We start from the raw sequence: 26,055 nt of genomic DNA on the forward strand, positions 1-26,055 counted from the left end.
GAACCGTCTTCCGTAGTTCAGTCCGGCGGGGCGGTGACCGCGTCGGGGTGATCGGCGAGGTAGTCCCGGAGCACCGAGAGGAAGCTCGGGTCGGGGCCGAGTCCCAGTGCGGCGGCGCGCCGGTGGTCGAAGACGGCCGGCCACGAGCCGACGATGGCCTCGACCGCCGGGTCCGGGGCGAGGGTGACCCGGTCGGCGACCGTGTCACCGGCCACCTGTCGCAGAGTGGCGAGGATGTCGGCGACCGAGACGGTCAGGGCGGGCAGATTCACCGGCAGCGGGCCCCCCAAGTACCCCGGCCCGGTGCCGCGTTCGGCCTCGGCGACACGGAGGATGCCCTCGATGGTGCGCCGGGGTGAGGAGAGTGCCACTTCGAGAGCGGGATCGACCGGGCAGACGGCGGGCAGCCCCGCGAGCGGCTCGCGGACGATGCCGGACAGGAATCCGGAGGCGGCCGCGTTGGGCCTGCCCGGACGTACCGCCACCGTCATCAGCCGCACGACACGGCCGTCGACGAAGCCGCGTCGGGTGCAGTCCGCGATCAGCTGTTCGCACATCAGCTTCTGGGTGCCGTAACTGGACCGCGGTACCGGCACCGTCGTCTCGCTGACCGCCGGCGGCAGAGGCAGGGCCGGGTGGGAGCCGTAGACGGCGACACTGCTGGCGAACAGCATCCGCGTCACCGGGCCGCCCGAGCCGGACTGCGCCCGGGCCGCCTCCAGCAGTGCTCGGGTGACGTCCACGTTGGCGCGCATCCCGAGGTCGAAGTCGGCCTCGCACTCCGCCGACACCGCGGCGGCGAGGTGGAACAGCACGTCCACCGGCTCGGCGAACACCGCGTCCAGGTGCTCGGGCAGTTCCCCGTGCACCACCTGGACGGGCACCTCGTCACCTTGTGCCGTGCCGGGGCCGCCCACGCGGTCGACCAGCACCAGACGGCCGATCGGCTCACCGCTGAAGGTCCCCGCCCGCGCCAACGCGCCGACCAGCAGTCGTCCGAGGAAACCGGACGCACCTGTCACGACGATTCTCACCGGTTCATCTCCTCCGAAGGCCGACTGGTCCCCCCGATGCCTACCCCGGCCGCCCCCGGCGATCCGGGACCTCGGGACACCTCAGGGTAATTGACAGGGTACGAAAGTACTGCCTAACGTACCCACATCCTGAACCACGCCGTCGGCTCGACGAGGAGTACCGATGCAGCACCTGTACGAGACAGACGTCCGGGTCCCGATGCGTGACGGCGTCGCACTCGCCGCCAACGTGTGGCATCCGGCGCAGGGAGAGGCGCCGACGCTGCTCGTTCGCCTGCCGTACGGCAAGGACGTGATGGGCTTCGGCCAGTCAGCCATCCCCGATCTCCTGACTCTGGTGGCGGCCGGCTACGCGGTGGTGGTGCAGGACTGCCGGGGCACCCACCGCTCGGAGGGTGAGTTCGTGCCCCATATGGCCGACCGGGCCGACGGTGAGGACACCGTCGCCTGGATCGCCGACCAACCGTGGTCTGACGGCACGGTGGGCATGTTCGGGCCGTCCTACCTGGGGATGGTCCAGTGGGAAACCGCGGTGACCGGTGCTCCCGCCCTCAAGGCCATCGCGCCCGCCCTCACCTCGATCGACAACTACGAGTCGCCCTGGTACGGCCCGGGCGGTGCCCTCTCACTGAGCCTGGTCACGATGTGGAACGCCATGATGTACATGGCTGACGCGCAGCGGTCCCTGGCGGCCGGCGAGGGCTCCGTGGCTCAGCTGCAGCAGCTCGGTCAGGCGCTCCTGTCTCCGGACGCGCTCAACGACGTGCTGCCGACGGCCGAGGTTCCGGTCCTCGCGGCGTACGGCAAGTGGTGGGACGACTGGATGGCGCACCCCTCCCACGACGAGTACTGGGACGCCATGGAGCTCACGCCCGAGCTCAAGAACGTCACCGCTCCGGCGCTCAACATCGGCGGCTGGTACGACCTCTACATCGGGCAGACCGTGCGTACCTACACCACCGCCCGCCAGAAGGCAGGCAGTGAGCAGGCACGTGAGGGGCAGCGGCTGATCATCGGTCCGTGGGACCACATGTCCACGACCGGCGTCTACCCCGACCGCTCCTTCGGTCCGTTGGCCAGTGCGCAGATGCTTGGCCTGACCGGTCTGCATGTGAAGTTCTTCGACCGCTGGCTCCGCGGCGACACCACCGCGCTGGACGACGTGGCGCCCGTGAAGATCTTCGTCATGGGCATCGACCAGTGGCGCGACGAGCAGGAGTGGCCGCTGCCCGACACGCGCTGGACCGACTTCCACCTCACCAGCGCCGGCCACGCCAACACGGCGGACGGCGACGGCACGTTGACGACCGAGCCGCCGGCTCACGCGGAGCGCGACACCTACCTCTACGACCCGCGCCGCCCGGTTCCCTCGGTCGGCGGGGCGTCCATGCCGACGACACAGGGGTTCTGCGGCCCCGTCGACCAGCGGACGGTCGCCGCCCGCGAGGACGTGCTGTGCTTCGCAGGCCCCGTGCTGGACGAGCCCGTGGAGGTCACCGGTCCGGTCAGCCTGACCCTGTTCGTCTCCTCGTCGGCGGTGGACACCGACTTCACCGCCAAGCTCGTCGACGTCTTCCCCGACGGCAAGGCGATCAACCTGTGCGACGGGATACTGCGCACCCGCTACCGGGACGGCCTCGCCACCGAAGAACTCATGGAGCCCGGCACGGTCTACGAGATCACCGTCGACATGACCGCCACCTCGAACGTGTTCCTTCCCGGTCACCGCATCCGCGTGGACGTCTCCAGCAGCAACTTCCCGCGCTACGACCGCAACACCAACACCGGCGGCGTCATCGCCCGCGAGAGCGAGGAGCACATGATCCCGGCGGTCAACCACATCCATCACGGTCCGAACCACCCCAGCCGCCTGGTCCTGCCCGTCATCGACCGCACGGACCAGCGATGAGCGCCGCCGATCGGGTCGCCGAACTGACCTCGGCCTTCACGGCTCCCTCCCTGAACGTGGCCTGGCTGCTGTGCGACCGGCACGCCCCCGAGAACGTCGCGTTCACCGTGGTCGACGGCGACGGCAAGGCCGCGACGCTGACCTACGGTGCTCTGGCCGCGGACTCGCACCGCTGTGCGCGGGCGCTGCAGGGGCTCGGCGTCGGTCCGGGCGACCGGGTGGCGACTCTGATGGGCAAGAGCACTGACCTCGTCACCGTCATCCTGGCGATCTGGCGGCTGGGCGCGGTCCATGTGCCGCTGTTCACCGCGTTCGCGCCCCAGGCCATCGCCCTGCGTCTGGAGGGTGCGGGGGCGCACGTCGTGGTCGTCGACCCGGACCAGCGCCACAAGCTCGACCCGGGCCCCGACATGCCGGACGACCCTCAACGCCGTGTCATCGTCACCGGAACCACGGCCCGCCACGGTGACGCCTCGCTCGCCGCCCTCATCGCGGCCGCCTCACCCGAGCCGGTGCCCGCCGTCACCACCAGCGGGGACGGACCCCTGGTGCACATGTTCACCTCCGGCACCACCGGCAAGCCCAAAGGGGTCGTCCACCCCGTCTCCTACATCGCCGGATGGCAGGTCTACCTGGAGTACGGCCTGGGTGTCACCCGGGACAGCAGGTACTGGTGCGCCGCCGACCCCGGCTGGGCCTACGGGCTGTACGCGGCCGTCGTCGCTCCCCTGGCCGCCGGCATTCCCAGCCTGTTGCTGTCCGGCGGGTTCTCCCCGGAGACGACCTGGCGCACCCTCGTCGACCACCGGGTCACCGACTTCAGTGCCGCCCCCACCGTGTACCGCGGACTGCGCTCCTCGTCGGTGCCGGTGCCGCAGAACCTGCGGCTGGAGCGGCTGTCCAGCGCGGGCGAGCCCCTGACTCCCGAGGTCAACGAGTGGGCGGGCGCCACGCTCGGCCTGGCCGTGCACGATCACTTCGGCCAGACCGAGGTCGGCATGCCCCTGGCCAACCACCACCATCCCGAACTCGCCCGTCCCCTCAAGGCGGGATCGATGGGCCGGCCGGGCCCCGGCTGGAGCCTCACCGTCCTGGCCGACGAGAAGGACGAGCCCGTCGCACCGGGCGTGCTCGGCCGGGTCGCGATCGACGTCGCCGCCAGCCCGCTGATGACCTTCCGCGACTACCAGATCCCCGGGCACGCCGACGCCAAGTTCACCGCGGACGGCCGCTGGTACCTCACGGGCGACGCCGGGCGCGTCGACGCGGACGGCGACTTCTTCTTCTCCTCCCGCGACGACGACGTCATCATCATGGCCGGTTACCGGATCGGGCCGTTCGAGATCGAGAGCGTCCTCGCCCAGCATCCCGCCGTCGCCGAGTGCAGTGTCATCGGCGCACCCGACGAGGTCCGCGGCCAGGTCATCGAGGCGTACGTCGTCCTGCGCGACGGCATCGATGCCTCGCCTGAACTGGCCACCGAGCTCCAGCTGCTGGTCAAGACCCGCTACGCCGCCCACGCCTACCCGCGCCGGATCCACTTCATCGACGCCCTGCCCAAGACACCGAGCGGCAAGACCCAGCGTTACCTGCTGCGCAGGCGCCGGCAAACCGAACTCGCCACCCCGGAGACACGTTGACCGACACCGAACCTCTGCTCGTCGAGCAACGCGGCCCCGTCCGATGGCTGCTGCTCAACCGCCCCGAGCGGCGCAACGCCCTGGACGTCACCCTCATCGAGGCCCTGGACAAGCAGATCACCAGTGCCGAGGCCGATCCCGGCACAGCGGTGATCGCGGTGGCAGGCAGGGGACGGAGCTTCTGTGCGGGCGGGGACTTCCACCAGTTCCTTCGGATGCACGACCGCGGCGACAACCCGGTGGACTTCCTGACCGACGTGTCGGCCTGCTTCAGCCGTATCGCGGCCAGCCCCAAGCCATGGGTGGCCGTGCTGCACGGTCACGCCGTCGCCGGGGGTCTCGAACTCGCGCTGGCCTGCGATGTGGTCGTCGCCGCCGACACCACGCTCATCGGGGACGGTCACCTGGTCCGGCGCCTGGTACCGGCAGGCGGGTCGAGCGTCCGGCTGCCCGGCGCGGTCGGACGGGGCCTGTCGCGCTGGCTCCTGCTCACCGGCGAACTGCTGCCCGCGACCGCCTTCGCGCACACCGGCTGGATCCACGCGATCGTGCCCGAGGCCGAGCTCGACGCCACCACCACCCGCCTCTGCCATCAGTTGGCCGACCGTCACAGCCCGGCTCAGCAACGGCTCAAGACGCTGCTGCACCGGATCGACGGCATGCCCCCCGAGCAGGCCCTGCGCGAGGAGCTGGCCACCTTCGCCGACAACTGGCAGGCGAGCTCGGTGGCCGACGCCCTGCGCGTCTTCCTCACCTCCCCCACCACGAAAGCGGACAACAAGTGAATCGCTACCAGGGACGGGTCGTCGCCATCACCGGCGCCGCACAAGGCCTCGGCCTCGCCATGGCGACCCGCTTCGCCGCCGAGGGCGCCACCGTCGCACTGGCCGACGTCAACGAGCAGGCCCTCACCGACGCCGCCAGAACCATCAGCGACGCGGAACTCCGCACCGACGTGGTGGACGTGACGAGATCGGCCCAGGTCAACGCCTGGATCGACGGCGTCACCGCCGAGCTCGGCCGCCTCGACGTGCTGGTCAACAACGCCGGCATCATTCGCGACAACCGCGTCGAGGACATCAGCGACGAGGACTGGCACGCCGTCGTCGACGTCAGCCTCACCGGCGGCTTCCACTGCGCCCGCGCCGCGTTCGCCCCCATGAAACGCCAGGGCTACGGACGCATCGTCAGCTTCTCGTCCATGTCCTGGCGCGGGAACTTCGGCCAGACCAACTACGTGGCCGCCAAGGCCGGCATCGTCGGTATGACCCGCACCCTCGCGCTGGAGGGCGCCCGGCACGGCATCACCGCCAACGCCATCGCCCCCGGCCTCATCGAGACCCCCATGCTCGCCTCCATGAACGGCCCCGCCCGCGACAAGCTCACCACCAAGATCCCCATGCGTCACACCGGCCGCCCCGAGGACATCGCCGAGGCCGCCGCCTTCCTGGCCAGCGAGGCCGCGGGCTACATCACCGGCGTCGTCCTGGACGTGGACGGCGGCATATCCATCGGCTCCTCGATCAGGTGACGCCGTTTCCCCGCTCGCGCGACGGCGGTGGGATCACCCGCCGCTTACGGCCGGGGCGCGCGTGGGAGAATGCTGCGGTGACGGCCCAAACTGACTCGCGCGACCGACGCCCACGCCGGACGGCACGCAAGCGGGTCGTCGACACCCGCCGACGCGACGAACTGCTGCGCCAGGCCGAGGCGATCATCCTGGCCGAGGGCTTCACCGCGGTGACCATGGATGAGCTCGCCCAGCGGCTCGGGTGCTCCAAGGCGACGCTCTACAGCCTCGCCTCCACGAAGGAACAGCTGGTCCTGGCGGTCACCCGCGCCTTCTTCCGGGAGGCGACGGTCGAGATCGAACAGGCCGTCCAGGCCGAACCCGACCCCAGGCAGCGCATCCGGGTCTACCTCGCCGGCGTCGGCACGGCCATGCGCCGGCATTCCCACGCCTTCTACGACGACATGGTCGGGTACGAGCCGACCGCACAGATCTACCGCAAGAACTCCGCGGCCGCGGCGCACCGGGTCCACCAGCTGATCGAAGAGGGCGTTGAGACCGGTGTCTTCCGCGCGCTCAACGGGCATTTCGCAGCCCAGGTCGTGGCGGTGACCATCGACGCGGTCCAGTCGGGAGTCCTTCTGGAGAGCACCGGCCTGACCGCCGGTGACGCCTTCTCCGAGCTCGGCGACCTCCTGCTGGACGGGCTCAGTTCGGGGCAGGGCCCGTCCAGTCCTGCACCGGCGACGGACTGACCGAGCCGGCCGCGAGACCTGCGAATACCGGGGCAGAACTCCCAAGCCAGGACGCCTTCGCGTGCTGAACTCGTGAAAGATTGACGGGAGTTGTGAAGACCGACAAGAATGCGGCTCGCTCGCTGTGACTGAAGCGAGCGAAGTGACGCGCGTGGCTCGCCACGGCTTGCCTTCGCCTTCTCCGCCCACCGCGGCCGCTCGCGTCCTGCCACCTCCCACACTCACAAAACCGCTAGGGCATATCTTGACGCGCCTTTCACGCTCCAGAACGTCGGCCGCCGTCGCCGCGACCGCCTTCCTCGCCACCGCCACTCCCCTGTTCGGGGCCACCGCCGCCAGTGCCACACCCGCGGGCGGCTGCCAGTCCGCCACGGTGCAGTACCGCATCGTCGACGCCACCGGAAAGCCGGACGCCGACTGGACCTCACAGGGCGGCTTCCACCAGTTGTCCGCCGCCCCCGGCACCGTCGAGGTGCGGCTGGCTCCGGGTCAGACGGTCGGTGACGGCTGCACGTACCCGGTCTCACTGGCCGAATACACCACCGAGGGCCCCACCTGGCCCACCTCCGGTCTCCAGACCCTCGTCGACCACGCCACCGTCTATCTCGGCGCCGCGGACCTGCCCGGCGCCGACGACGCCAAGCGGTCCTGGCAGAAGCTCACGGTGAAGACGCCGGACTGCTACGGGCAGATCGACCTGTACGGCGACGACGTCATCTACGACGGCGGCTCCGGAAAGGGGCACGGGCCCGCGCCCTACCAGCCCGACAACGTCGTCACGCCGAACCACCTGATCGCAGCGTGGAACGGCGGCGACAAGTCGTGCGCCCCCGAGCAGCCGAACTCCCCCACGCCCCCGGCCTCCCCGTCCACGCCGGACAGCCCGAGCAGCCCGCCGGCCAGCCAACCGCCTGCCGACGAGACGACTCCGCCGGCAACGTCCACCACCCCGCCGCCCTCCTCCAGCACTCCGCCCACCACCCCGGACGTCCCTCCGCTGGAGTCGACGCCCCCCACCGCTCCGGCGCCCTCGCCCAGCGACAGCACCCCGCCGCTTGCCGAGACCGGTTCCAGCGCGCCGGTGGGCCTGATAGCGGGCGGTGCGGCCGCGGTGATCGCCCTCGGCGCCGCCGCCCTCTACGGCACCCGCCGCGCACGGCGCTCCTGACCGGCACCGCCACGCGGTGAGGCATCCGGCAGTTTCACCCCAGGCATCGGACACACCCGCTCGGGCGGGACCAGGAGCCTGCGGTGAAACTGCCGTCGCGGCGAACGGCCGGCCAGGTCAGTTCTCGTGACGCGCCGCGCGGTCGGCGAGGCCACCGGCGCCCAGCGGCCCGGTGTACTCGACCGGCGCTTCGGCCTCCAGGCGCGGCAGCGCACGGCGCGACACGCGCAGTACGACGGGAGGCAGGGCCGTGCGCACCGGCTGGACCAGGCGCAGCCAGGCCGGTGCGTACACCGCTGTACGGCGCCGCTCCAGGCCCGTGACCAGGCGGGCGGCCACCGTGTCGACGGGGTGGATCCGGTGGGCGGGCCCCGGCATGTGCACGCGCAGTTCCCGCAGGACGGCGTGCCGGTCGGCGTCGCGGATCATGTCGGTGTCCGTCCAGTTGAGGTAGGCGATGCCCACCCCGACGCCCCGGTGTGCCACCTCGGCCCGCAGAGCGTGTGCGAAGGCCTCGGCCCCCGCTTTGGAGGCGCAGTAGGCGCTCATCATCGGGGCCGCGCCGATCGACGCGAGCGAGGCGATCTGGAGGAAGTAGCCCGCCGTGTCGAGGAGGTCCGGAAGGAACGCCCGGGCCGTGTGGGCGCTGCCGGTGAGATTGACGTCGACGACGCGGCTCCAGGCGGCCGGCGGTGAGGCCTGGAACGGGCCGCCTTCGGCTATGCCCGCGTTGGCCACCACGGCCGAGACAGCTCCGAGGTCAGCCCGCACGGCGCGGGCCGCGTCGGCCAGCGCGTCCGGGTCGGTCACGTCCACCTCGACGGCCAGAGCCGGCCCCGGCAGGGCGGCGGCCACTGCGTCCAGAAGGCTTTTCTCGTGGCCCAGCAGCGCCACCCGGCCCCCGCGCCGGGAGATTTCCCGGGCCAGAGCCGCGCCCAGGCCGCGGGCTGCTCCGGTGACGGCCACCGTCCGGCCGATGAGCGGACTGCTGCGCACGGATGGACCTCCTTGCGTCGAACGGACACCCCGGCTCAGGTCTCTGAGGCCGGCGGGCGCGGGGTGTGGTCGGGATGACCGGGCGTGCGGCGCTCCTCCTTCATCTCCGCCTCGAACAAGTGGTCACGGCCCTGCGCGAGTTCCTGCACCGCGCTCAACTCCAGCTGCTGGAAGGGCCGGTAGTAGGTGGCGTTGTAGGCCTCGACGATCTGGAACGTCCAGTGTCCGGGGATGACATTGCGCCCGAGGACCTCCGCGCGGACCTTCTCGGCCCATTCGGGGTGACCTGCCTCCTCCAACAGCCGGACGGCATCGTCCAGTTGCAGATCGGCGGTCCCGGTCAGCTGATGGAAGTCGTACAGCCGGCCCCTGGCCCGCTCGGTCGTCTCCAGTGCCTTGGACAGCGCCCCGAGGGCCTTGACGGTCGTGTCGTCGACACCGGCGGGGCGCCGGTGGTCACGGTCGGGGTCGCCGAGGGCCTGCTCGTGTTCGTTCACTGTTCCTCCTCGACAGGTACGGCATCCCGAAGCGGGCGGCGCCGTGGCTCAGCGTCTGCTTCCGGTGCGGTCGCGGCGGGTCAGGAGTCGGTGGGCGCGGTTGAGACCTGGGGGCCGGTGGCGGTGCAGGGCGGCCCGTGCCGCGTTGGCGCCCGGCGCTCCGTGCACGCCGCCGCCCGGGTGGGCGCCGGAGGAGGCCAGGTAGAGGCCGGGGACCGGGGTTTCCGGGCGTCCGGTGCCCGGCACGGGCCGGAAGACGAGCTGTTGGTGGAGTGCGGTCGTGCCGCCGTTGATGGCGCCGCCGCTCAGGTTGGCGTCCAGCGCCTGGAGGGTCGGGGGCGCCAGGACGCGGCGGGCGCGGATCAGGGCACGGAATCCGGGCGCGAACCGTTCCACCTGGCGTTCGACCCGATCGGCCATGAGTTCCTGGTCCTTGGCGTCCCACTGGCCGGTGATGCCCTCGTCGGCGGCGTCGGCACCGATCTCGTGGGGGACGTGGGTGTAGGCCCAGGCCGATTCCGTGCCCTGCGGGGAGCGGGTCGCGTCGGCGGTGGTCATCTGCCCGAACAGCAGGAAGGGGCGGTCCGGGACCTGCCGCATGGCGAGCTGCGCGGCGAACCGCGTGAGTTCGTCGACGCTGTCGGCGAGGTGCACGGTGCCGGCCCGGGACGCCTGCTCGGCCCGCCAGGGCACCGGGCCGTCGAGTGCCCAGTCGACCTTGAACGTGGCGAAGTCCCACTGGAACCGGCGCAGATCGTCCAGGAGCTGCGCGGGCAGGTGCTCGGGGTCGAGCATGCTCCCGTACAGGGCGGGTACCGACACGTCCGCCAGCACCGCCCGGCGGGCCGGCACCGCGTCGCCGGCCGCCGTCCGTACGCCGACGGCCCGGCCGCCGCGGACGACGACCTCCTCGACGCGCTGCCCGCAGCGGATCCGCCCGCCTTTGGCCCGCAGACGGCCGGCCAGGGCCTGGGTCAGGGCGCCGGAGCCGCCGACGGGGACGGGAAAGCCGTATGTCTGGCCCAGCATGGCCATCAGCCAGCCGAAGCCGCCGCTGCCCGCCGATTCCGGGGCGAGGTCGGCGTGCAGGGCGTTGCCCGCCAGCAGCAGCCGGCCGCCCTGGCCGCGGAACTCCTCCTCCCCCATCCGCCGTACCGGAAGGACCAGGGTCCGGGCCATCCGCAGACCGCCCGCGGCCCGCAGCCGCCATGCCAGGCGGGCCGCCGCGCGGACCGGGGGGAAGGGCGTGAACAGCGCGTCCAGGAGGTCGGGGCGCAGGTTCAGCCACACATCGTGCAGCCGCCGCCACGCGTCCCCGTCGCCCGGCGCGAAGGCGTCGAGGGACCCGGCGGTGGTGTCGAGATCGCGGTCCAGGAGGGCGCAGCTGCCGTCGGTGAGGGGGTGGGCGAGCACGCTCGGCGCGTTGCTCCAGCGCAGCCCGTAATCCTCCAGGCGCAGTGCGGCCAGGACCGGGGAGGCGGCGGCGAGCGGGTAGAAGGAGCTGAAGAGGTCGTTGACGAAGGCGGGATCGACCCCGTGGTCGTGGCGCACCGCACCGCCCGGCTCCGGCTGTTCCTCCAGCACCTCGACGCTCCAGCCGGCGTCCGCCAGTACGTTGGCGGCGACCAGGCCGTTGGGGCCCGCGCCGATCACCACGGCGTCAGGCATGACCGGCGCCCTCTGCGCCCGGTGCCACCGACCTGATCGGCACCGGACGCAGGGCGTCGCGGTCCCGGTTCTCGCACAGCCTGGCCAGTCGGGCGAGCATGGTGCGGTGGCGCAGCTGGATCACCGCGTCGAAGCCGACGTTGTGCAGCCGGCCGCCCGCTCCCTGCAGTGGGTGCTCGTCCACGATGACCAGGCAGTGCTCGCCCCACTGCCGCAGCTCGATCGCGATGCGGGCGGTGCCCAGCACTCCGGCGTGGGCCTCCAGCTCCAGCCGGGCGCCTTCCTCGCAGTGGCGTACGACCGTCTCGTTCTCCAGTCGGACCGGGCCGAGCCGGATCTGGAAACGGATCGCCGCGTCCTGGTACGGCCACTTTCCTCGGACCGGCTCGGATTGGCTGGTTCCCACGACCCACTCCGCGTAGCGGTGACCGTCGGCGAGGATGTCCCACACGGCGCTCGGACTGACTCGGATCAGACGATGGCGACGAGCCACGGATGCCTCCCAGACTGTGTGTGCAGAGAACTTCCCTCGTGATCCCTCGGCCGGATGCACCGTCCTCCAGGAAGGTCGGCGAGCGCCCGTCGCGGCTCGACCGATGAGGAGTGCACATGCCCAAGAACAGCGTGACGGTGCGCGAGGATGGCCACAACCTGGACGCGGGCAGGCCGCTGGTCGGCCTGGCGCCGACGCCGCGCACCCTCGTGCCCGCGGTGACGGCTCACCGCCGGCCAGACTCAGCACCTGCGAGATGGTGACCAGCCGGAACGGCGCGTCCCCGGGCTGCGGCCCGGGCCGGTTCATCTCCGCCACCCGGCCGCCGCGGCGTTGGCGAAGGAGAGCCGCCCGTGCAGATCGAGCGAGCACAGTCCGTACGGCAGCCTCGCCACGCCCCCCGTCCGACCGCTACATCGGGTCGTCTACATCGGATCGTCGAACAACGTGAGGCGGGCCGTGACGCACTTGCCGACCGGCTCTCGGCGCACCTCGATCCCCTGGACGACCGCCATCACGATCTCCAGACCGTGCTGGCCCACCCGCCCCGCGTCGGCGGCGCGGGCCAGCGGAAGTGTCGGATCGGTGTCCCACACCTCGATCTCCAGCATGCCGTCGGTGATGCGCAGATGCAGCAGCACCGGACCGGGCGCGTATTTCAGCGCGTTGGTGACCAGCTCGCTGACCACCAGCTGCCCCAGATCCACGGTGCGGGCCGACACCGGCAGCCCGTACTCCCCCTGCACCCGCGTCAGGAATTTCGACGTCTGGGCCCGGGCGTCGGCGATACAGCCGTCCGCTCCGTCCAGGGCCACGGTCACCTCGGCAGGTGCGGCTTCCGGCATCCGCGAACACTCCTCAGGCAGGACCCGCACCCTGCCGACCATCTCCAGTACCCCGTTCATGAGCGCGCGCCTACCCCGTGTTTCCTGCCTTACGCCTGTGCACCGCTGTTCCTGTGCTGCGGACGAACTCAAGTGCTGTCTCGTGCATCGCGCCAGGGCTTTTGGGGCAACGGTGGCACCAAGGACGTGGCAGGTTTCATCGAGTGCGCAGAGGACGCAAGTGGCAGAGAAGCGGGAAGCAGCGGGTCACGGCAGCTTGTCCGTGGTCCGGACCGACGCCGGCGGCATCACCGTCCTCGGTCTCGACGGCGAGATCGACCACCAGAGCGTGGGCGGCCTGACGCGGGCCCTGGCTCCCGTGGACGCCTCCGTGGACCGGCGGGTCGTCATCGATCTGAGCCGGGTCACGTTCATGGACTCCAGCGGTGTCAACGCCCTGATCGCCGCCTTCCAGGCCGCCCGGGCCGCAGGAGGATGGCTGCGGCTCGTGGTGGTGCGGGGTGCCGTGCTGCGCACCTTGCAGCTCGTGGGCCTCGACACCGTCATCCCCTTCCACCCGACTCTGGAGGACGCCCTCGCGCCGGCACACCCCGGCCAGTGAAAAACCGTACCGAGTACCCGAGGTCGCCTCCCTCATGCCACCCTCACGAACCCTTTTTTCGCCATGTCACCATGGTTCGGTCAACCTTTTGTCGCTGCTCGGCACCTGGGTTAATCTTCATCGGATTTCTCATCGCGCAGCTCCGTGGGGTGCGGGATTGTTGCTGGTGAGCGGGCCCTTCACGAGCCCGGCACGGTTCCGAGTCCTCGGCGCGAGGGCTCGTGGGGAGCGGAACGAGGGTGCGCATGACCAGCACGTCGACGGAGGCCCGGGAACAGGCCCCGGGCGAACAGGAACTACTGCAGTTGCTGGCCGGGCTGACCGCCGTGCGCGACGGCGACTTCGGCACCCGGCTGCCGTCCGACGGCGAGGGTCTGCTGGGCGACATCGCCACGGTCTTCAACGGCATGGTCGATCAACTGTCCGTGTTCACGTCGGAAGTCACCCGGGTGGCCCGCGAGGTGGGCACCGAGGGCACGCTGGGCGGACAGGCGGAGGTCCCGGGCGTCTCGGGCACCTGGGCGGACCTGACCGACTCGGTCAACGCGATGGCGGGCAATCTGACCACCCAGGTCCGTGACATCGCCCAGGTGGCGACCGCGGTGGCCAAGGGCGACCTGTCCCAGAAGATCGACGTGCCCGCGCGCGGGGAGATCCTTCAGCTGAAGGAGACCGTCAACACGATGGTCGACCAGCTCTCCGCCTTCGCCGACGAAGTCACCCGGGTGGCCCGCGAGGTGGGCAGCGAAGGGCGCCTCGGCGGTCAGGCGCAGGTGCCGGGGGTGGGTGGCGTCTGGCGCGACCTCACCGATTCGGTCAACTTCATGGCGGGAAACCTCACCTCCCAGGTCCGCAACGTCGCCCAGGTGACGACGGCGGTGGCGCAGGGCGACCTCTCCCAAAAGATCACCGTCGACGCCCGCGGCGAGATCCTCGAACTCAAGAACACCATCAACACGATGGTCGACCAGCTCTCCGCCTTCGCCGACGAAGTCACCCGCGTCGCCCGAGAAGTCGGCACCGAAGGCCGGCTCGGCGGACAGGCCGACGTCAAGGGCGTCAAGGGCACCTGGCGGGACCTCACCGACTCCGTGAACTTCATGGGCGGCAACCTCACCGCTCAGGTCCGCAACGTCGCCCAGGTGGCCACGGCGGTGGCGCAGGGCGACCTCTCCCAGAAGATCACCGTCGACGCCCGCGGCGAGATCCTCGAACTCAAGAACACCATCAACACGATGGTCGACCAGCTCTCCGCCTTCGCCGACGAAGTCACCCGCGTCGCCCGAGAAGTCGGCACCGAGGGCAACCTCGGCGGTCAGGCGATCGTGCGGGGCGTGTCGGGGACCTGGAAGGACCTGACGGACAACGTCAACGTGATGGCCTCGAACCTGACCGGGCAGGTCCGTTCGATCGCCCAGGTAGCCACCGCCGTCGCGCGCGGCGACCTCTCCCAGAAGATCACGGTGGAGGCCAAGGGCGAGGTCGCCGCCCTGGCGGACGTCATCAACACCATGGTCGACACGCTCTCCGCGTTCGCCGACGAGGTCACCCGCGTGGCCCGCGAGGTCGGCACCGAGGGCCGGCTGGGCGGCCAGGCGCATGTGCCGAACGTGGCCGGCACCTGGAAGGACCTCACGGACAACGTCAACTCGATGGCCAACAACCTCACCGGGCAGGTGCGCAACATCGCCCTGGTGACGACCGCGGTGGCCAACGGTGACCTGTCGAAGAAGATCGACGTCGACGCCCGGGGCGAGATCCTGGAGCTGAAGACGACCATCAACACGATGGTCGACCAGCTGTCGTCGTTCGCCGCCGAGGTCACCCGCGTCGCCCGCGAGGTCGGCAGCGAGGGACGGCTCGGCGGACAGGCCGAGGTGGAGGGCGTCGAGGGCACCTGGAAGCGGCTCACGGAGAACGTCAACGAACTGGCCGGGAACCTCACCCGGCAGGTCCGCGCGATCGCCGAGGTCGCCAGCGCCGTCGCCGAGGGCGACCTGACCCGGTCGATCAACGTGGAGGCCTCCGGCGAGGTCGCCGAGCTCAAGGACAACATCAACTCCATGGTGGAGTCCCTGCGCGAGACCACCCGGGCCAACCAGGAGCAGGACTGGCTCAAGACCAACCTGGCCCGGATCTCCAGCCTGATGCAGGGCCACCGCGACCTGCCCGTGGTAGCCGAGCTCATCATGGACGAGCTCACGCCGCTGGTCTCCGCCCAGTACGGCGCCTTCTACCTGGCCGAGGACACCCAGCGCGGGCACGAACTGCGGCTGGTGGGCTCGTACGGCTATCCCGACGACGAAGAGCGGCCCACCCGCATCCCGGTCGGACGCTCGCTGGTCGGGCAGGCCGCACGCAACCGCCGCAGTGTCACCGTGGAAGAGCTGCCCGAGGGATACGTCACCATCTCCTCGGGTCTCGGGCACGCCGCGCCCACCGCGCTGGTGGTGCTGCCGATCGTGGTCGAGGAGCAGGTTCTCGGAGTGATCGAACTGGCCTCCGTCAGCCGCTTCAGGCAGATCCACCAGGACTTCCTGACGCAGCTGATGCCGACCATCGGCGTCAACCTCAACACCATCGTCGCCAACGTCCGCACCGACGAGCTGCTCGACGAGTCCCAGCGGCTGACCGCCGAACTCCAGGCCCGCTCCGAGGAGTTGCAGGTCCAACAGGACGAACTGCAGCGCTCCAACGCCGAGCTGGAGGAGAAGGCCTCCCTGCTGGTTTCCCAGAACCGCGACATCGAGGCCAAGAACCTGCAGATCGAGCAGGCCCGGCAGGAACTGGAGACCCGCGCGCAGCAGTTGTCGCTGGCCTCCAAGTACAAGTCGGAGTTCCTGGCCAACATGAGCCACGAGCTGCGCACCCCGCTCAACAGCCTGCTGATCCTGGCCCAGTTGCTGGCGCAGAACCCCTCGCGCAACCTCACGCCGAAGCAGGTCGAGTACGCGGGCATCATCCACTCGGCGGGCTCGGACCTGCTCCAGCTGATCAACGACATCCTCGACCTGTCCAAGGTCGAGGCGGGCAAGATGGACGTCGCGCCCGAGCGGGTCCCGCTGCGCCAGCTCCTGGAGTACGTCGAGGCGACGTTCAGGCCGATGACGTCGCAGAAGAGCCTGGAGTTCACGGTGGCCACCGCCCCCGGCACCCCGGCCGATCTGCTCACCGACGACTCCCGGCTGCGTCAGATCCTGCGCAACCTCCTGTCGAACGCGGTGAAGTTCACCGAGCAGGGCGGTGTGGAGCTGCGGATCGAGCCCGCCGCGGACCGGGAGGTACCGCCCGGCGTGCACCGCGGCGGCCCGGTCGTGGCGTTCCGGGTCAAGGACACCGGTATCGGCATCCCGCAGCAGCAACTGGAGACGATCTTCGGGGCGTTCCAGCAGGCCGACGGGACGACCAGTCGCAAGTACGGCGGCACCGGGCTCGGTCTGTCCATCACCCGGGAGATCGCCCATCTCCTGGGCGGCGCGGTCACCGTGGACAGCACTCCCGGCCAGGGCAGCACCTTCACGCTGTTCCTGCCCGTCGCACGCGCCGACTTCGAGGAACTGATGGAGCACGGCGGGCGTCCCGCGGAACACCCGCAGCACATCTTGGCCGCAGGGGAGTCGGCCGAGCCCCGGCAGCTCGCCGCTCCCGCACCCTCCCCCGAGCACCGCAGGCGCCGTCTGCTGGTCATCGAGGAGCGCCCGCGGGGTCTGCTCACGCTGGTCGCCGAGCGGGCCGTCGCCGACCTCGCGTACGACTCCGACGATCCGCACGGAGGGATCGACATCATCACGGCGGTGGGGGCGCAGGAGGCGGCGAGCACGCTGGCGGCCGACCCCTGCCACTGTGTCGTCCTGGAACTCGGCATGCGGCACGACGAGGGCGCCGACTTCCTGGAGGCCATGCGCGGCGACTCGGCGCTGGCGAGCGTGCCGGTCCTCATCCACACCGGGCACCGCGTGAACCTCGGCCAGGAGCAGGGTCTGCGGGCCCTGGCGGGCGACCGGCCGCTGGACTTCCTGTCCAGCCTGGACGACCTGCGCGAGCGCATCACCCTGCACCTGTCCGCCGAGCAGCCGGGCGACGTGCTGTCGCTGGTGCGTTCCGAGGACCCGCAGCGGCCTGTGGCGCAGGTGGTGGACGACTCCTTCGTCGGCCGGACGGTCCTGGTGGTCGACGACGACGCGCGCAACCTCTTCGCGCTCAGCGGGGTGCTGGAACTGCACGGCTTCCACGTCCTGCACGCGGACAACGGACGCAAGGGCATCGAGATGCTGCTCGCCCACCCGGACATCTCGCTGGTCCTGATGGACGTGATGATGCCGGAGATGGACGGCTACGCCGCCACCGCGGAGATCCGTTCGATGCCGCAGTACGCGGAGCTGCCCATCATCGCGGTCACCGCGAAGGCCATGCCGGGTGACCAGGAGAAGAGTCTCGCGTCGGGCGCCAACGACTACGTCACCAAGCCCGTCGACACCGGCGACCTGATCGCCCGCGTCCGACGGTGGCTGCCGGGGTGAGCGCGGGCAGCGCCCACCAGCCGACCGCGTGACGTCCCAGCCGAGGAACAGGTCCACCTTGAGTGATCTCCGTCAGCCCTCCGAGCCCCAGAACGCCCCCGTACAGGACCAGCCCCCCGTCGACGGCAACGACAGCGACGGGGAGCCCTCCCCTGTCGGCAGGCTGGCGGCGACCGTGGAGCGGCTGCGCCGGGAGGTGCGGGAGGCGCAGGCCGAGGCGGACGGGCGGGCCCTGATCGAACTGGCCAAGGGCATCCTGGTCGAACGGCTGGGCTGCGGTCCGGCGCAGGCCTCGAAGCAGCTCGCCGAGCTCACGGCGCAGGCGGGGGTGACGCCGCTGGAGTTCGCCGTCGAGGTGATCAACCAGACCTCGCGCGACCGGATGTCGGAGGTGACCAGCGCCTTCCTCGCGGCGACCGCCTCCGCCGATCCGCCCGAGGCGCAGTCCTCCGCGGTACGGCTGCGTACCGCGGAGAGCCGCGTGCTGGCCGCCGACGACACCCAGGCCGTCGCCGACTCGCTGCTGGAACACGCGCTCACCCCGCTGGGCGCGGAGGCGGTGGCCATCTGGGCCCTGGGGGCCGACGGGTCCCTCGCGCTGGCGGGCAGCGCCGGGTTCTCCACGGCCGAGGCCGGGCGCTGGCGCCATGTGCCGCCGGGCGTGACGACTGTGGCACGGCGCGGGCTCTCGGAGCGCACGGGGGAGTGGATCCGCAGTCTGTCCCAGACCGGCCTGCCGTCCATCGGCCAGCACCACCTCCCCGACGGCGGCCGGGTCGCTCTGCCGGCCGGGACCGGTGGGCGCATCCACGGCGTACTGGAGATCGCCTGGTCCACACCGCTGGAGCCCCCTCCCCCGGCGATCGTCCGCCAGATCGAGGCCCTGGCCGAGCTGTGCGGGCACACCCTGGAGACATACGCGCTCGAGCACCCCGACGGTGCCCCCGACCCGCGCCTCCCACCGGACGTCTCCGAGCTGATGGACCTGGCCGACGGGCTCCACGATCCCGCCCTGGTACTGGTGCCGCACCTGGACTCCGACGGGCAGCTCGTCGACTTCCGCATCCAGCACGTCAACAGCCGCTTCCTCGACCCGGCCGGCCGGCCGCGGGGCGCCGTGAACGGCGCACTGCTGCTGGAGGCGTACCCGATGGCCGCGGGCCACAGCGAGCTGTTCGAACGGATCGAGCGCGTCTACGCCACCGGCGAGCCCTTCCGCGCCCACCGCATGCGGCTCACCGCCCTGGTGGACGATGTCGCGCTCGCGGCGGTCGCCGACATCAACGTCAGCCGGCACGGCGGCAGCGTCCTGCTGATCTGGCGCATCGAGGACGAGACGGCCCGCCTGGCGAGCCTGCTCCAGCACGCCCAGCGACTGGGCCGCATCGGCGGTTTCGAGGAGAACCTGCTGACGGGTGAGATCACCTGGAACGGCCAGCTCTACCACCTCTACGGCAGGCCCGCCTCCGACGCCCCGGTGCCGCTGGAGGATCTGAGCGCCCACGCCCACCCCGATGACGCCGTCGCCATCGGCCGGTTCCTGCGCACCCTGCTCCACCAGCGCCGTCCCGCGTCCACCGCTTTCCGGCTGCAACGCCCCGACGGGGTCACCCGCCACATCCGGGTCGTGGCGGAGCCGGTCCTGGACTCCGCCGGGCAGCCGTATGTCCTGCGCGGGGCCTACCAGGACATCTCCTCCCACCACTGGACCGAGGTCGCCCTCGCCGCCACCCGGGACCAGCTCGCCCACACCGAGCAGCAGGCCAGCGAACGCGACCGGCTGACGCTCCAGTTGCAGCACGCCATCATGCCGCCGACGCAGGCGCCGCTGGCGGTTCCGGGACTGGACGTGGCGGTGCGCTACCGGCCTGCGGAGACCCAGCATCTCGTCGGCGGTGACTGGTACGACGCGGTCGTGCTGCCGTCCCGACTGGTGCTGCTGTGCGTCGGCGACGTCGCGGGACACGGCATAGAGGCGGCCACCAGCATGGTCGTCCTGCGCAACGCGCTGCGCGGGCTCGCCGTGACCGGCGCCGGACCCGGCCAGCTGCTGTCCTGGCTCAACATGGTGGCCCACCATCTGACCGGCGCCGTCACCGCCACGGCCGTCTGCGGCCTGTACGACCCCGAGACCAACACCCTGCGCTGGGCGCGGGCCGGGCATCTGCCGCCGGTCCTGGTGCGCGGCTCCGAGGCGGCACCGCTGCCGCTGGTGACGGGGCTGCTGCTGGGCGCCGTACCGGAGGCGACGTACGAGGAGCACGAGGTCCAGCTGGCCGTCGACGACACGCTGCTGATGTACACGGACGGTCTGATCGAACGCCGGGACCGGTCCGTGGAGGAGTCCCTGACGCAGTTCCTGACGGTCGCTCGGGCCGTCCCGCCCACGCTGGACCAGCAGTTGGACCGTCTGCTCACGCACAGCAAGTCGGACACGGACGACGACACCTGCATCGTGGGGATCCGGGTCGCCTGAGGCAGGAGCCGGGCTTGTGTCCCGGCAGACGGGGAACGCGGTGCCCCAGACGATCGGGGAGCCGCCATGCCACGTGTCAAGCAGTACGCCGTCGCCGCGTCCGGTCAGTGGACGGACGCGGAGGAGGGCCGCCGACGACTGCCGTCCGGAGAAGTCCACGCCTGGGAGCCCGGCATGAACCAGACAGTCTGCGGGCTCTCCCTCAGCCGCTCACAGCTGATCCGGTTCCCGCACGTCACCTGGTCCGACACCTTCCCGGAGTCCGGGGGCGCGGCCGACCGGGTGCGGCGCCTGTGTCCGCGCTGTGCCTCCGTGGCGGGACGTCGCGGCAGCGACGCACGGCCGCAGTGGCACCGCACCGACCCCAGGCCGTGAAGGGAGCCGGCATGTCCGCCACGAGGAGTCCCGGCGTCCCGGAGCGGTTGGCGCGGGCCGCCGACGAGGTGTTCGGCTGGAGCGAGCTGCGGCCGGGGCAGCTGACCGCGATGGAAGCGGTCTTGCGGGGCCGGGACACCCTGGCCGTGATGCCCACCGGCGCCGGGAAGTCGGCGGTGTACCAGGTGCCCGGGCTGCTGCTTCCCGGGCCCACGGTGGTGGTTTCTCCGCTGATCGCCCTCCAGCGGGACCAGATCGCCGGTCTGCTCAGCCACGCCGACGCCCCGGAGGCCGTCGCGGTCAACTCCGCGCAGGCGGCCGGCGAGGCGGAGGCCGCCTGGGACGCGGTGCGGCACGGCGACGCCGAGTTCCTGTTCCTCTCGCCCGAGCAGCTCGCCAAGGACGAGGTGCTCGAGCGCCTGGCCGAGGCCGCGCCCTCGCTGTTCGTCGTCGACGAGGCCCAGTGTGTCGCCGCCTGGGGCCACGACTTCCGTCCCGACTACCTCCGCCTGGCCCAGGCGGCCCAGCGGATGGGCAGGCCCCCGGTCCTGGCCCTGACCGCCACGGCCGCGCCGCCGGTGCGCGAGGAGATCGTGGAGCGGCTCGGCATGGAAGATCCGGAACTGGTCGTCGCCGGTTTCGACCGGCCGAACATCGCGTTGGAGGTGCGCCGCTTCCTGGACGACACGGACAAGCGCCGGGTGGTCGTGGAGCGTGCCGCGGCGGAGCCCAAGCCGGGCCTCGTCTACACCGCCACCCGCCGGGACGCCGAGGCCTACGCCGCCGACCTCGCCGAGCTGGGTCTGTCGGCCGACGCCTACCACGCCGGGCTGACAGCCGGTGAGCGCTCCCGGGTCCACGATGCCTTCCTGGCCGGCGAGACCGACGTCGTGGTGGCCACCTCCGCCTTCGGCATGGGCATCGACAAGGAGGACGTACGGTTCGTGCTGCACGCCTCCGTACCCGGCTCCCTGGACGCCTACTACCAGGAGATCGGCCGTGCGGGCCGCGACGGCGGACCCGCGCTCGCCGTACTGCACTACCGGCCGCAGGACAGCGGCCTGCAGCGCCTCTTCGCCACCCGCACACCGGACGAGGACACGCTCGGCGCGGTCGCGGAGTACGTCCACGAGCGCGACGCTCCCGCCGAGCCGGACGGCATCGGGAAGGAGACGGGGCTTTCGCGCAGACGGGTGACGGCGGCCGTCAATCTGCTGGAACAGGCGGGGGCCGTGCACACCGAGGACGACGGGCGAGTGCGCGCCGTCGCCGGGACGACGGCCGAAGAGGCGGCCGCGCGGGCGGCGGAGGAGGCCCAATCACGCAGGAGGCTGGAGGAGTCGAGGCTGGCCATGATGCTGGGGTACGCCGAGACGACCGGCTGCCGGCGCCGCTTCCTGCTCGGTTACTTCGGGGAGGCCTACGAGGCCCCGTGCGGGGCGTGCGACATGTGTGCGCCCGTCGCGCCCGCCCCGTCCGGGGACAGCGTCGTCGACGGGGTGGGCGACACGAGCGACGACTCCGACTCGCAGGCGCCGGCCGTCTCCTATCCGGCGGGCACCCGGGTGCGGCACACGGAGTGGGGAGAGGGAACGGTGATGAGCGAGGAGGGCGACCGGATCACCGTGCTGTTCGAGTCCATGGGCTACCGCACGCTGTCCCTGGCGGCGATCGCCGGCAAGGGCCTCCTCACAGCGGCCCCGCTCAGTGCCGTGCCACCACCCGCAGCGTCTTGACCGAGGGGTCGGCGGCGTCCGGGATCAGGACGCCGTGCTCGACGCCGCTGCGCAGGTAGTCGAGGACCTCGTCGGTGATGACCTCACCGGGAGCGATCGTCGGCACGCCCGGCGGGTACGGGCTGATCATCTCCGCGGAGATTCGTCCGGCGGCACGCTCGACGGGGACGTGGTCGATTTCGGCGAAGAAGGCATCGCGCGGCAGCATGGCCTGCTCCAGCTCCAGGGCCGAGGGCTCGGGCAGGTGTACCGGCGGCCTGCGTTCGATGGACTCGGCGCCGTCGGTGAGGGCGCGCAGGGCGTCCAGCAGCACCTTCTCCGTCTCGTCGTCGTCGGCGTGCGTGATCGACGCGCTGAGCCGGCAGGTGTCGGAGCCGCCTACATCCACGTGCCGCTCGGCTCGCAGCCATTCGGCGGCCTGCATGCCGCTGATCCCGAGCTCGCGTACGTCGATCACGATCTTCAGGGGGTCGAATTCCGCGGCGAGCCCTTCCTCCACGATCTCCTGCCCCATGGGCCGCAGTCCCGGCAGGTCCCCGGCCGCCAGCCGGATCCGTTCCGCGCGGTGCAGCGCGGCGTCCAGGAGGTCGTGGCCCTGCTCGACCATCTGGCGGCGCCAGCCGTCGAGGGTCAGGTACACCAGGGACGAGGCGCTGGTGGTGCCGAGCAGGTCCTCCCGCTGCTTGAGTGCTTCCGGCGCGACCCGGTCGTACTGGAGGTGGAAGACGGAGCTCTGCTCGATCGCCCCGCCCATCTTGTGGACGCTGGTGACCACCAGGTCCGCCTCGGCGTCCATGCCCCAGGCCGGCAGGTCGGGGTGGAAGGGCAGGTGGGCACCCCAGGCCTCGTCGACGATGAGGGGTACGTCGAACTCGTGGCACACCCGCGCCACACCCCGGATGTCGGCGCAGGTCCCCCAGTCGGTGGGGGTGATCAGCAGCATGCCCTTGGCGTCCGGGTGCTCCTCAAGGCGGCGGCGTACGTCGTCGGGCTCCGGCGGATGGGCGAGGTGCCGCTCGCGGTCGAACTTGGGGTGGACCCAGATCGGTTCGACGCCGTTGACGACGACGGCCGAGATCACGGACTTGTGCGCGTTGCGCGAGATCAGCAGCTTCTCCCCGGGGCCCGCCACGGCCAGCATCGCCGTCTTGACGGACAGGGAGCTGCCGCACGTGGAGAAGAACGCCTGCTCGGCACCGACCGCGTCCGCCATCAGTTCCTGCGCCTGGCTGAGCACGCCCTGGGACTGGCGGCGGTCGTCCAGGCCGTTGAGGGACAGGACGTCCGAGCGGAACACGTCGAGCCCGACGATCTCGGCAACTCGCGGGTCCACACCGCGGCCCTGCCTGTGGCCGGGCGGGCCGAAGACCGTGTCTCCGCGGCGCCGGAACTCCTCCAGCGCCTCCAGTACCGGCACCCGCGAGTGATCCATCGTTCCTCCCAAGTCCGTCCCGCCCCGTCCAGTGTCGAAGTCGTAGGACCTGTCGAAGTCGTAGGGCCTACCGGTCTGAACACCGTGTTGACCGCTGACGCCGTCCGAAACGCCCCGAACTGGCGTCCGAGGCTCAGAAGGGGTGCAGGTGTCGTTCCATCCAGTCCGCGGCGGCCCGGCGGAACAGGCGCCGGTTGTCCGCGCGCAGGAAGTCGTGCCCCTCGTCCCGCAGGACGAGGAGTTCGGCGGGCACACCGCGTTCCCGCGCGGCCCGCACGAACTGTTCCGACTCCCCCGGCGGCACGTTGGTGTCGTGCTCGCCGTGGACGGCGAGCAGGGGGGCCCGCAGTGCGTCGATACGGCTCATCGGGGACAGGGCCTGCAGCAGTTCGCGGTCGTGTTCGGGGTGGCCGTACTTGTGGGCCGCCGATTCCGCGATCCAGGGCTCGGTGCCGGCGAAGAAGGTCAGGAGGTCGGACATGCCGCAGACGGCGACGCCGGTGCGGAACAGGTCCGGGTGCCACACCAGGGAGGCGAAGGTCAGGTAGCCGCCGTACGAGCGGCCCATCACCGCCAGCCGGGTGGGGTCCGCGGGGCCCGCCGTGACCGCGTGGGCCGCGCAGTCCGCGACGTCGTCGAGTGCGGCGAAGCGGCCGGTGCCCAGGTCGGCGTCGACGAAGGACCTGCCGTGTCCGCCGGAGCCGCGGACGTCGGGGGCGAAGACGTCCAGTCCGCGCCCGAGCAGTTCGTGGTAGAGCGGGTCGAACACCGGGCGTTCCTGGTCCTCGGGGCCGCCGTGCAGGTGGATCACGCAGGGCGCGGGCTCGTTGGGGGCGCGTCCGGGAGCGCGGTAGTACCAGCCGCTGAGGGGCAGGCCGTCCCGGGCGGTGAGGCGGGTGAGGACGGGGCGTACGGGCGGGCGGCCGGGCGGGACGGCGTCCTCGTCCCGGGAGGACCACGGGGTGCGCAGCAGGGACACGCCTTCGTGGGCCCACCACACGCCGGGGCGGCGTTGTGAACCGGACAGCGCCAGCAGCAGGCGCCCGGCACCGGCCGGCGCGATCCGCGTGACGACCTCGTGGGGCAGCGGCACCGGCCGCGCCGGTCCGGCGGTGTCCGCGGCCCCGTACCCGGGGGTGGTCTCGACGACATCGAGTTCACAGGCGCCCCGCACGTTCCACGCCAGTACGGCCGTCCTGCCGTCGTGCGCCATCGCCAGCAGCTCGAGGTCACAGTCCTCGCGCTCGGCGACGACGGTTCTGCCGAGCGGTGTGCCGTCGGCGTCGAGAGCGACGGCGAACAGGGCCGCGTACTCCCGGTCGGCGTCGCTGCGCAGCCACAGCGTGCGCCCGTCGGGCGAGAACCGGCCGATCCACTGGTCACCGTCGGCGACCGGCAGGGTGAAGATGGTCGCCCCGTCGTAGAGGCGCCGGACGAACGCCTCGCGCCGCCCGCGCGGCCCCCGGCGCAGCAGCGCCAGCCTGCCGTCGTGGCTGAGGTCGCACACCCGGAGGGTGGGGGCGTCCGGTTCCGTGGCGAGCAGCACGGGAGAGGCCAGAGCGTCCGGGTCGATGAGGTAGGCGGACAGGCCCGCGCCCGGCCGGGTCGCAGGTGTGCCGCCCGGCCCCACGGCGTACGCGGTGGTGCCCAGGAGGGTCGCCCGGCCGTCCCGCGCCGTCCAGTGGGCCGGCGCGGCGTCCGCCCGGGCGCGGGTGGCGGCCGGTGCGGCGAGGGTGACGGCGACAGCCGAGCCGTCGTGGGCCCAGCAGCCGAGGTAGGCGGAGCTGTCCGGGTCGGCACCGGCCAGCAGGCGACGACCGGTGCCGTCGGGGCGCATGCACAGCACGCGTGAGTGCTCTCCGCCGCCCGGTGCGGTGGTGTACGCGATCCAGCGGCCGTCGGGTGACCAGGACACCTCCTTCACGGGGTCCGGGGAGGAGTCGAGCAGCCGGACGCCCTCCCCGTCCACGGGACCGGCCCACAGCTGGGGGACACCGCCCCGGTCGCAGATGAAGGCCGCCTGGGTGCCGTCGGGATCTGCGGAGGGGTACCAGCAGCCGTGCGCGTGCAGCCGGGTCACGGCGTCCCGGGGCCCTTCCGCCTCGGGCAACGGCATCGGAGCGGGGGCCGCCGCGCGGGCGGGCTCCTGCGCCGGTGGGGGCGCGGCGACGCGGGCGGGCCCGTGCAGCGGTGCGGGGCCTGCGGTGCGGGCGGGTCCCTGTGCCGGTGCGGGGTCCGCGGGGCGGGCGGACCCCGGCGCCGGGGCGGGCATCGCGGTACCGGCAGGCTCCTGCGGTGATGCAGGTTCCCGGGCCGACGCGGGCGCCGCGGCACCAGCAGGCCCCTCCACCCATCCGGGCGCCGCACCATGGGCAGACCCCGGCGTCGATCCCGGCGTCG

General features: G+C 71.7%; 20 protein-coding genes. 12 read left to right on the top strand and 8 right to left on the bottom strand.

Translation table 11 applies throughout. From position 1 onward, the window contains the following. Positions 1 to 17 precede the first annotated feature (17 nt). A complete protein-coding gene (denD, locus tag ACZ39I_RS32710) occupies positions 18 to 1,034 on the bottom strand; it encodes a D-erythronate dehydrogenase (protein WP_467248548.1) in 1,017 nt (338 codons plus the stop codon). Between the two features lie 163 nt (positions 1,035 to 1,197). Here denD and ACZ39I_RS32715 point away from each other — a divergent pair, with 163 nt between their 5' ends. The 6 genes from ACZ39I_RS32715 (at position 1,198) to ACZ39I_RS32740 (ending at position 8,016) form a co-directional block, all read left to right on the top strand. Beyond that, a complete protein-coding gene (locus ACZ39I_RS32715; protein WP_467248549.1) occupies positions 1,198 to 2,943 on the top strand; it encodes a CocE/NonD family hydrolase in 1,746 nt (581 codons plus the stop codon). After that, positions 2,940 to 4,583 carry an AMP-binding protein gene (locus ACZ39I_RS32720; RefSeq protein ID WP_467248550.1) on the top strand — a complete coding sequence of 548 codons (1,644 nt, stop codon included), beginning with the start codon at positions 2,940 to 2,942 and terminating at the stop codon, positions 4,581 to 4,583. Before ACZ39I_RS32715 ends, ACZ39I_RS32720 begins: the two co-directional genes overlap by 4 nt. Further along, positions 4,580 to 5,368, top strand: a complete 789-nt coding sequence (locus ACZ39I_RS32725; protein ID WP_467248551.1) for an enoyl-CoA hydratase/isomerase family protein — start codon at positions 4,580 to 4,582, stop codon at positions 5,366 to 5,368. Before ACZ39I_RS32720 ends, ACZ39I_RS32725 begins: the two co-directional genes overlap by 4 nt. Further along, on the top strand, positions 5,365 to 6,114 hold the full coding sequence (locus ACZ39I_RS32730; RefSeq protein WP_467248552.1) for an SDR family oxidoreductase: 750 nt from the start codon (positions 5,365 to 5,367) through the stop codon (positions 6,112 to 6,114). Before ACZ39I_RS32725 ends, ACZ39I_RS32730 begins: the two co-directional genes overlap by 4 nt. 77 nt (positions 6,115 to 6,191) lie before the next feature. Further along, complete coding sequence (locus ACZ39I_RS32735) at positions 6,192 to 6,848, top strand: TetR/AcrR family transcriptional regulator (RefSeq protein WP_467248553.1); 657 nt, start codon at positions 6,192 to 6,194, stop codon at positions 6,846 to 6,848. 244 nt (positions 6,849 to 7,092) lie between these two features. After that, on the top strand, positions 7,093 to 8,016 hold the full coding sequence (locus tag ACZ39I_RS32740) for a hypothetical protein (RefSeq protein WP_467248554.1): 924 nt from the start codon (positions 7,093 to 7,095) through the stop codon (positions 8,014 to 8,016). 117 nt (positions 8,017 to 8,133) lie between these two features. Here ACZ39I_RS32740 and ACZ39I_RS32745 read toward each other — a convergent pair whose 3' ends face one another. The 4 genes from ACZ39I_RS32745 to ACZ39I_RS32760 are packed head-to-tail and all read right to left on the bottom strand — an operon-like array spanning position 8,134 to position 11,670. Then, the gene (locus ACZ39I_RS32745; protein WP_467248555.1) at positions 8,134 to 9,012 is read right to left on the bottom strand and encodes an SDR family oxidoreductase; all 879 of its coding nucleotides are present in this window, start codon (positions 9,010 to 9,012) and stop codon (positions 8,134 to 8,136) included. 35 nt (positions 9,013 to 9,047) lie between these two features. Beyond that, positions 9,048 to 9,509 (bottom strand): hypothetical protein, encoded by a 462-nt coding sequence (locus ACZ39I_RS32750; RefSeq protein ID WP_467248556.1) that lies wholly within the window; start codon positions 9,507 to 9,509, stop codon positions 9,048 to 9,050. A 48-nt stretch (positions 9,510 to 9,557) separates the two neighbouring features. Further along, a complete protein-coding gene (locus ACZ39I_RS32755) occupies positions 9,558 to 11,177 on the bottom strand; it encodes a phytoene desaturase family protein (protein WP_467248557.1) in 1,620 nt (539 codons plus the stop codon). After that, entirely contained in the window at positions 11,170 to 11,670 is a 501-nt protein-coding gene (locus ACZ39I_RS32760; RefSeq protein ID WP_467248558.1) for an SRPBCC family protein, read from the bottom strand. Before ACZ39I_RS32760 ends, ACZ39I_RS32755 begins: the two co-directional genes overlap by 8 nt. 116 nt (positions 11,671 to 11,786) lie before the next feature. Between ACZ39I_RS32760 and ACZ39I_RS32765 the strand changes: the two genes are divergently transcribed. Beyond that, positions 11,787 to 11,933: a hypothetical protein gene (locus ACZ39I_RS32765; RefSeq protein ID WP_467248559.1), complete on the top strand. Its 147-nt coding sequence runs from the start codon at positions 11,787 to 11,789 to the stop codon at positions 11,931 to 11,933. 162 nt (positions 11,934 to 12,095) lie between these two features. On the opposite strand, the gene ACZ39I_RS32770 is transcribed toward ACZ39I_RS32765, so the two are convergent. Continuing rightward, a complete protein-coding gene (locus tag ACZ39I_RS32770; RefSeq protein WP_467248560.1) occupies positions 12,096 to 12,575 on the bottom strand; it encodes an ATP-binding protein in 480 nt (159 codons plus the stop codon). Positions 12,576 to 12,735: 160 nt separating this feature from the next. On the opposite strand from ACZ39I_RS32770, the gene ACZ39I_RS32775 reads away from it, so the two are divergent. The 5 genes from ACZ39I_RS32775 to ACZ39I_RS32795 all read left to right on the top strand — a co-directional run bounded on the left by ACZ39I_RS32775 (position 12,736) and on the right by ACZ39I_RS32795 (position 22,223). Continuing rightward, complete coding sequence (locus ACZ39I_RS32775; RefSeq protein WP_467248561.1) at positions 12,736 to 13,116, top strand: STAS domain-containing protein; 381 nt, start codon at positions 12,736 to 12,738, stop codon at positions 13,114 to 13,116. A gap of 245 nt (positions 13,117 to 13,361) precedes the next feature. Beyond that, complete coding sequence (locus ACZ39I_RS32780) at positions 13,362 to 17,636, top strand: HAMP domain-containing protein (protein ID WP_467248562.1); 4,275 nt, start codon at positions 13,362 to 13,364, stop codon at positions 17,634 to 17,636. Between the two features lie 58 nt (positions 17,637 to 17,694). Next, complete coding sequence (locus tag ACZ39I_RS32785) at positions 17,695 to 20,112, top strand: SpoIIE family protein phosphatase (protein WP_467248563.1); 2,418 nt, start codon at positions 17,695 to 17,697, stop codon at positions 20,110 to 20,112. A gap of 66 nt (positions 20,113 to 20,178) precedes the next feature. Further along, a complete protein-coding gene (locus tag ACZ39I_RS32790; RefSeq protein ID WP_467248564.1) occupies positions 20,179 to 20,487 on the top strand; it encodes a hypothetical protein in 309 nt (102 codons plus the stop codon). An 11-nt stretch (positions 20,488 to 20,498) separates the two neighbouring features. Continuing rightward, the gene (locus ACZ39I_RS32795; RefSeq protein ID WP_467248565.1) at positions 20,499 to 22,223 is read left to right on the top strand and encodes a RecQ family ATP-dependent DNA helicase; all 1,725 of its coding nucleotides are present in this window, start codon (positions 20,499 to 20,501) and stop codon (positions 22,221 to 22,223) included. On the opposite strand, the gene ACZ39I_RS32800 is transcribed toward ACZ39I_RS32795, so the two are convergent. Continuing rightward, positions 22,192 to 23,655, bottom strand: coding sequence for an aminotransferase class I/II-fold pyridoxal phosphate-dependent enzyme (locus tag ACZ39I_RS32800; RefSeq protein ID WP_467248566.1), 1,464 nt, complete (start codon positions 23,653 to 23,655; stop codon positions 22,192 to 22,194). The two genes, ACZ39I_RS32795 and ACZ39I_RS32800, sit on opposite strands and share 32 nt — an antisense overlap. Positions 23,656 to 23,788: 133 nt before the next feature. Next, entirely contained in the window at positions 23,789 to 25,927 is a 2,139-nt protein-coding gene (locus tag ACZ39I_RS32805) for a S9 family peptidase (RefSeq protein ID WP_467248567.1), read from the bottom strand. Between the last annotated feature and the right edge of the window lie 128 nt (positions 25,928 to 26,055).

The organism is Streptomyces sp. NPDC024687 (genome assembly GCF_055559055.1).

What these genes read in the sequence shown, in the direction of transcription:
- ACZ39I_RS32720 (WP_467248550.1), top strand. Translation starts at nt 2,940, where the DNA reads ATGAGCGCCGCCGATCGGGTCGCCGAACTGACCTCGGCCTTCACGGCT.
- ACZ39I_RS32765 (WP_467248559.1), top strand. Translation starts at nt 11,787, where the DNA reads ATGCCCAAGAACAGCGTGACGGTGCGCGAGGATGGCCACAACCTGGAC.
- ACZ39I_RS32755 (WP_467248557.1), bottom strand. Translation starts at nt 11,177, where the DNA reads ATGCCTGACGCCGTGGTGATCGGCGCGGGCCCCAACGGCCTGGTCGCC.
- ACZ39I_RS32800 (WP_467248566.1), bottom strand. Translation starts at nt 23,655, where the DNA reads ATGGATCACTCGCGGGTGCCGGTACTGGAGGCGCTGGAGGAGTTCCGG.
- ACZ39I_RS32790 (WP_467248564.1), top strand. Translation starts at nt 20,179, where the DNA reads ATGCCACGTGTCAAGCAGTACGCCGTCGCCGCGTCCGGTCAGTGGACG.
- ACZ39I_RS32795 (WP_467248565.1), top strand. Translation starts at nt 20,499, where the DNA reads ATGTCCGCCACGAGGAGTCCCGGCGTCCCGGAGCGGTTGGCGCGGGCC.
- ACZ39I_RS32715 (WP_467248549.1), top strand. Translation starts at nt 1,198, where the DNA reads ATGCAGCACCTGTACGAGACAGACGTCCGGGTCCCGATGCGTGACGGC.
- ACZ39I_RS32770 (WP_467248560.1), bottom strand. Translation starts at nt 12,575, where the DNA reads ATGAACGGGGTACTGGAGATGGTCGGCAGGGTGCGGGTCCTGCCTGAG.
- ACZ39I_RS32805 (WP_467248567.1), bottom strand. Translation starts at nt 25,927, where the DNA reads ATGCCCGCCCCGGCGCCGGGGTCCGCCCGCCCCGCGGACCCCGCACCG.
- ACZ39I_RS32780 (WP_467248562.1), top strand. Translation starts at nt 13,362, where the DNA reads ATGACCAGCACGTCGACGGAGGCCCGGGAACAGGCCCCGGGCGAACAG.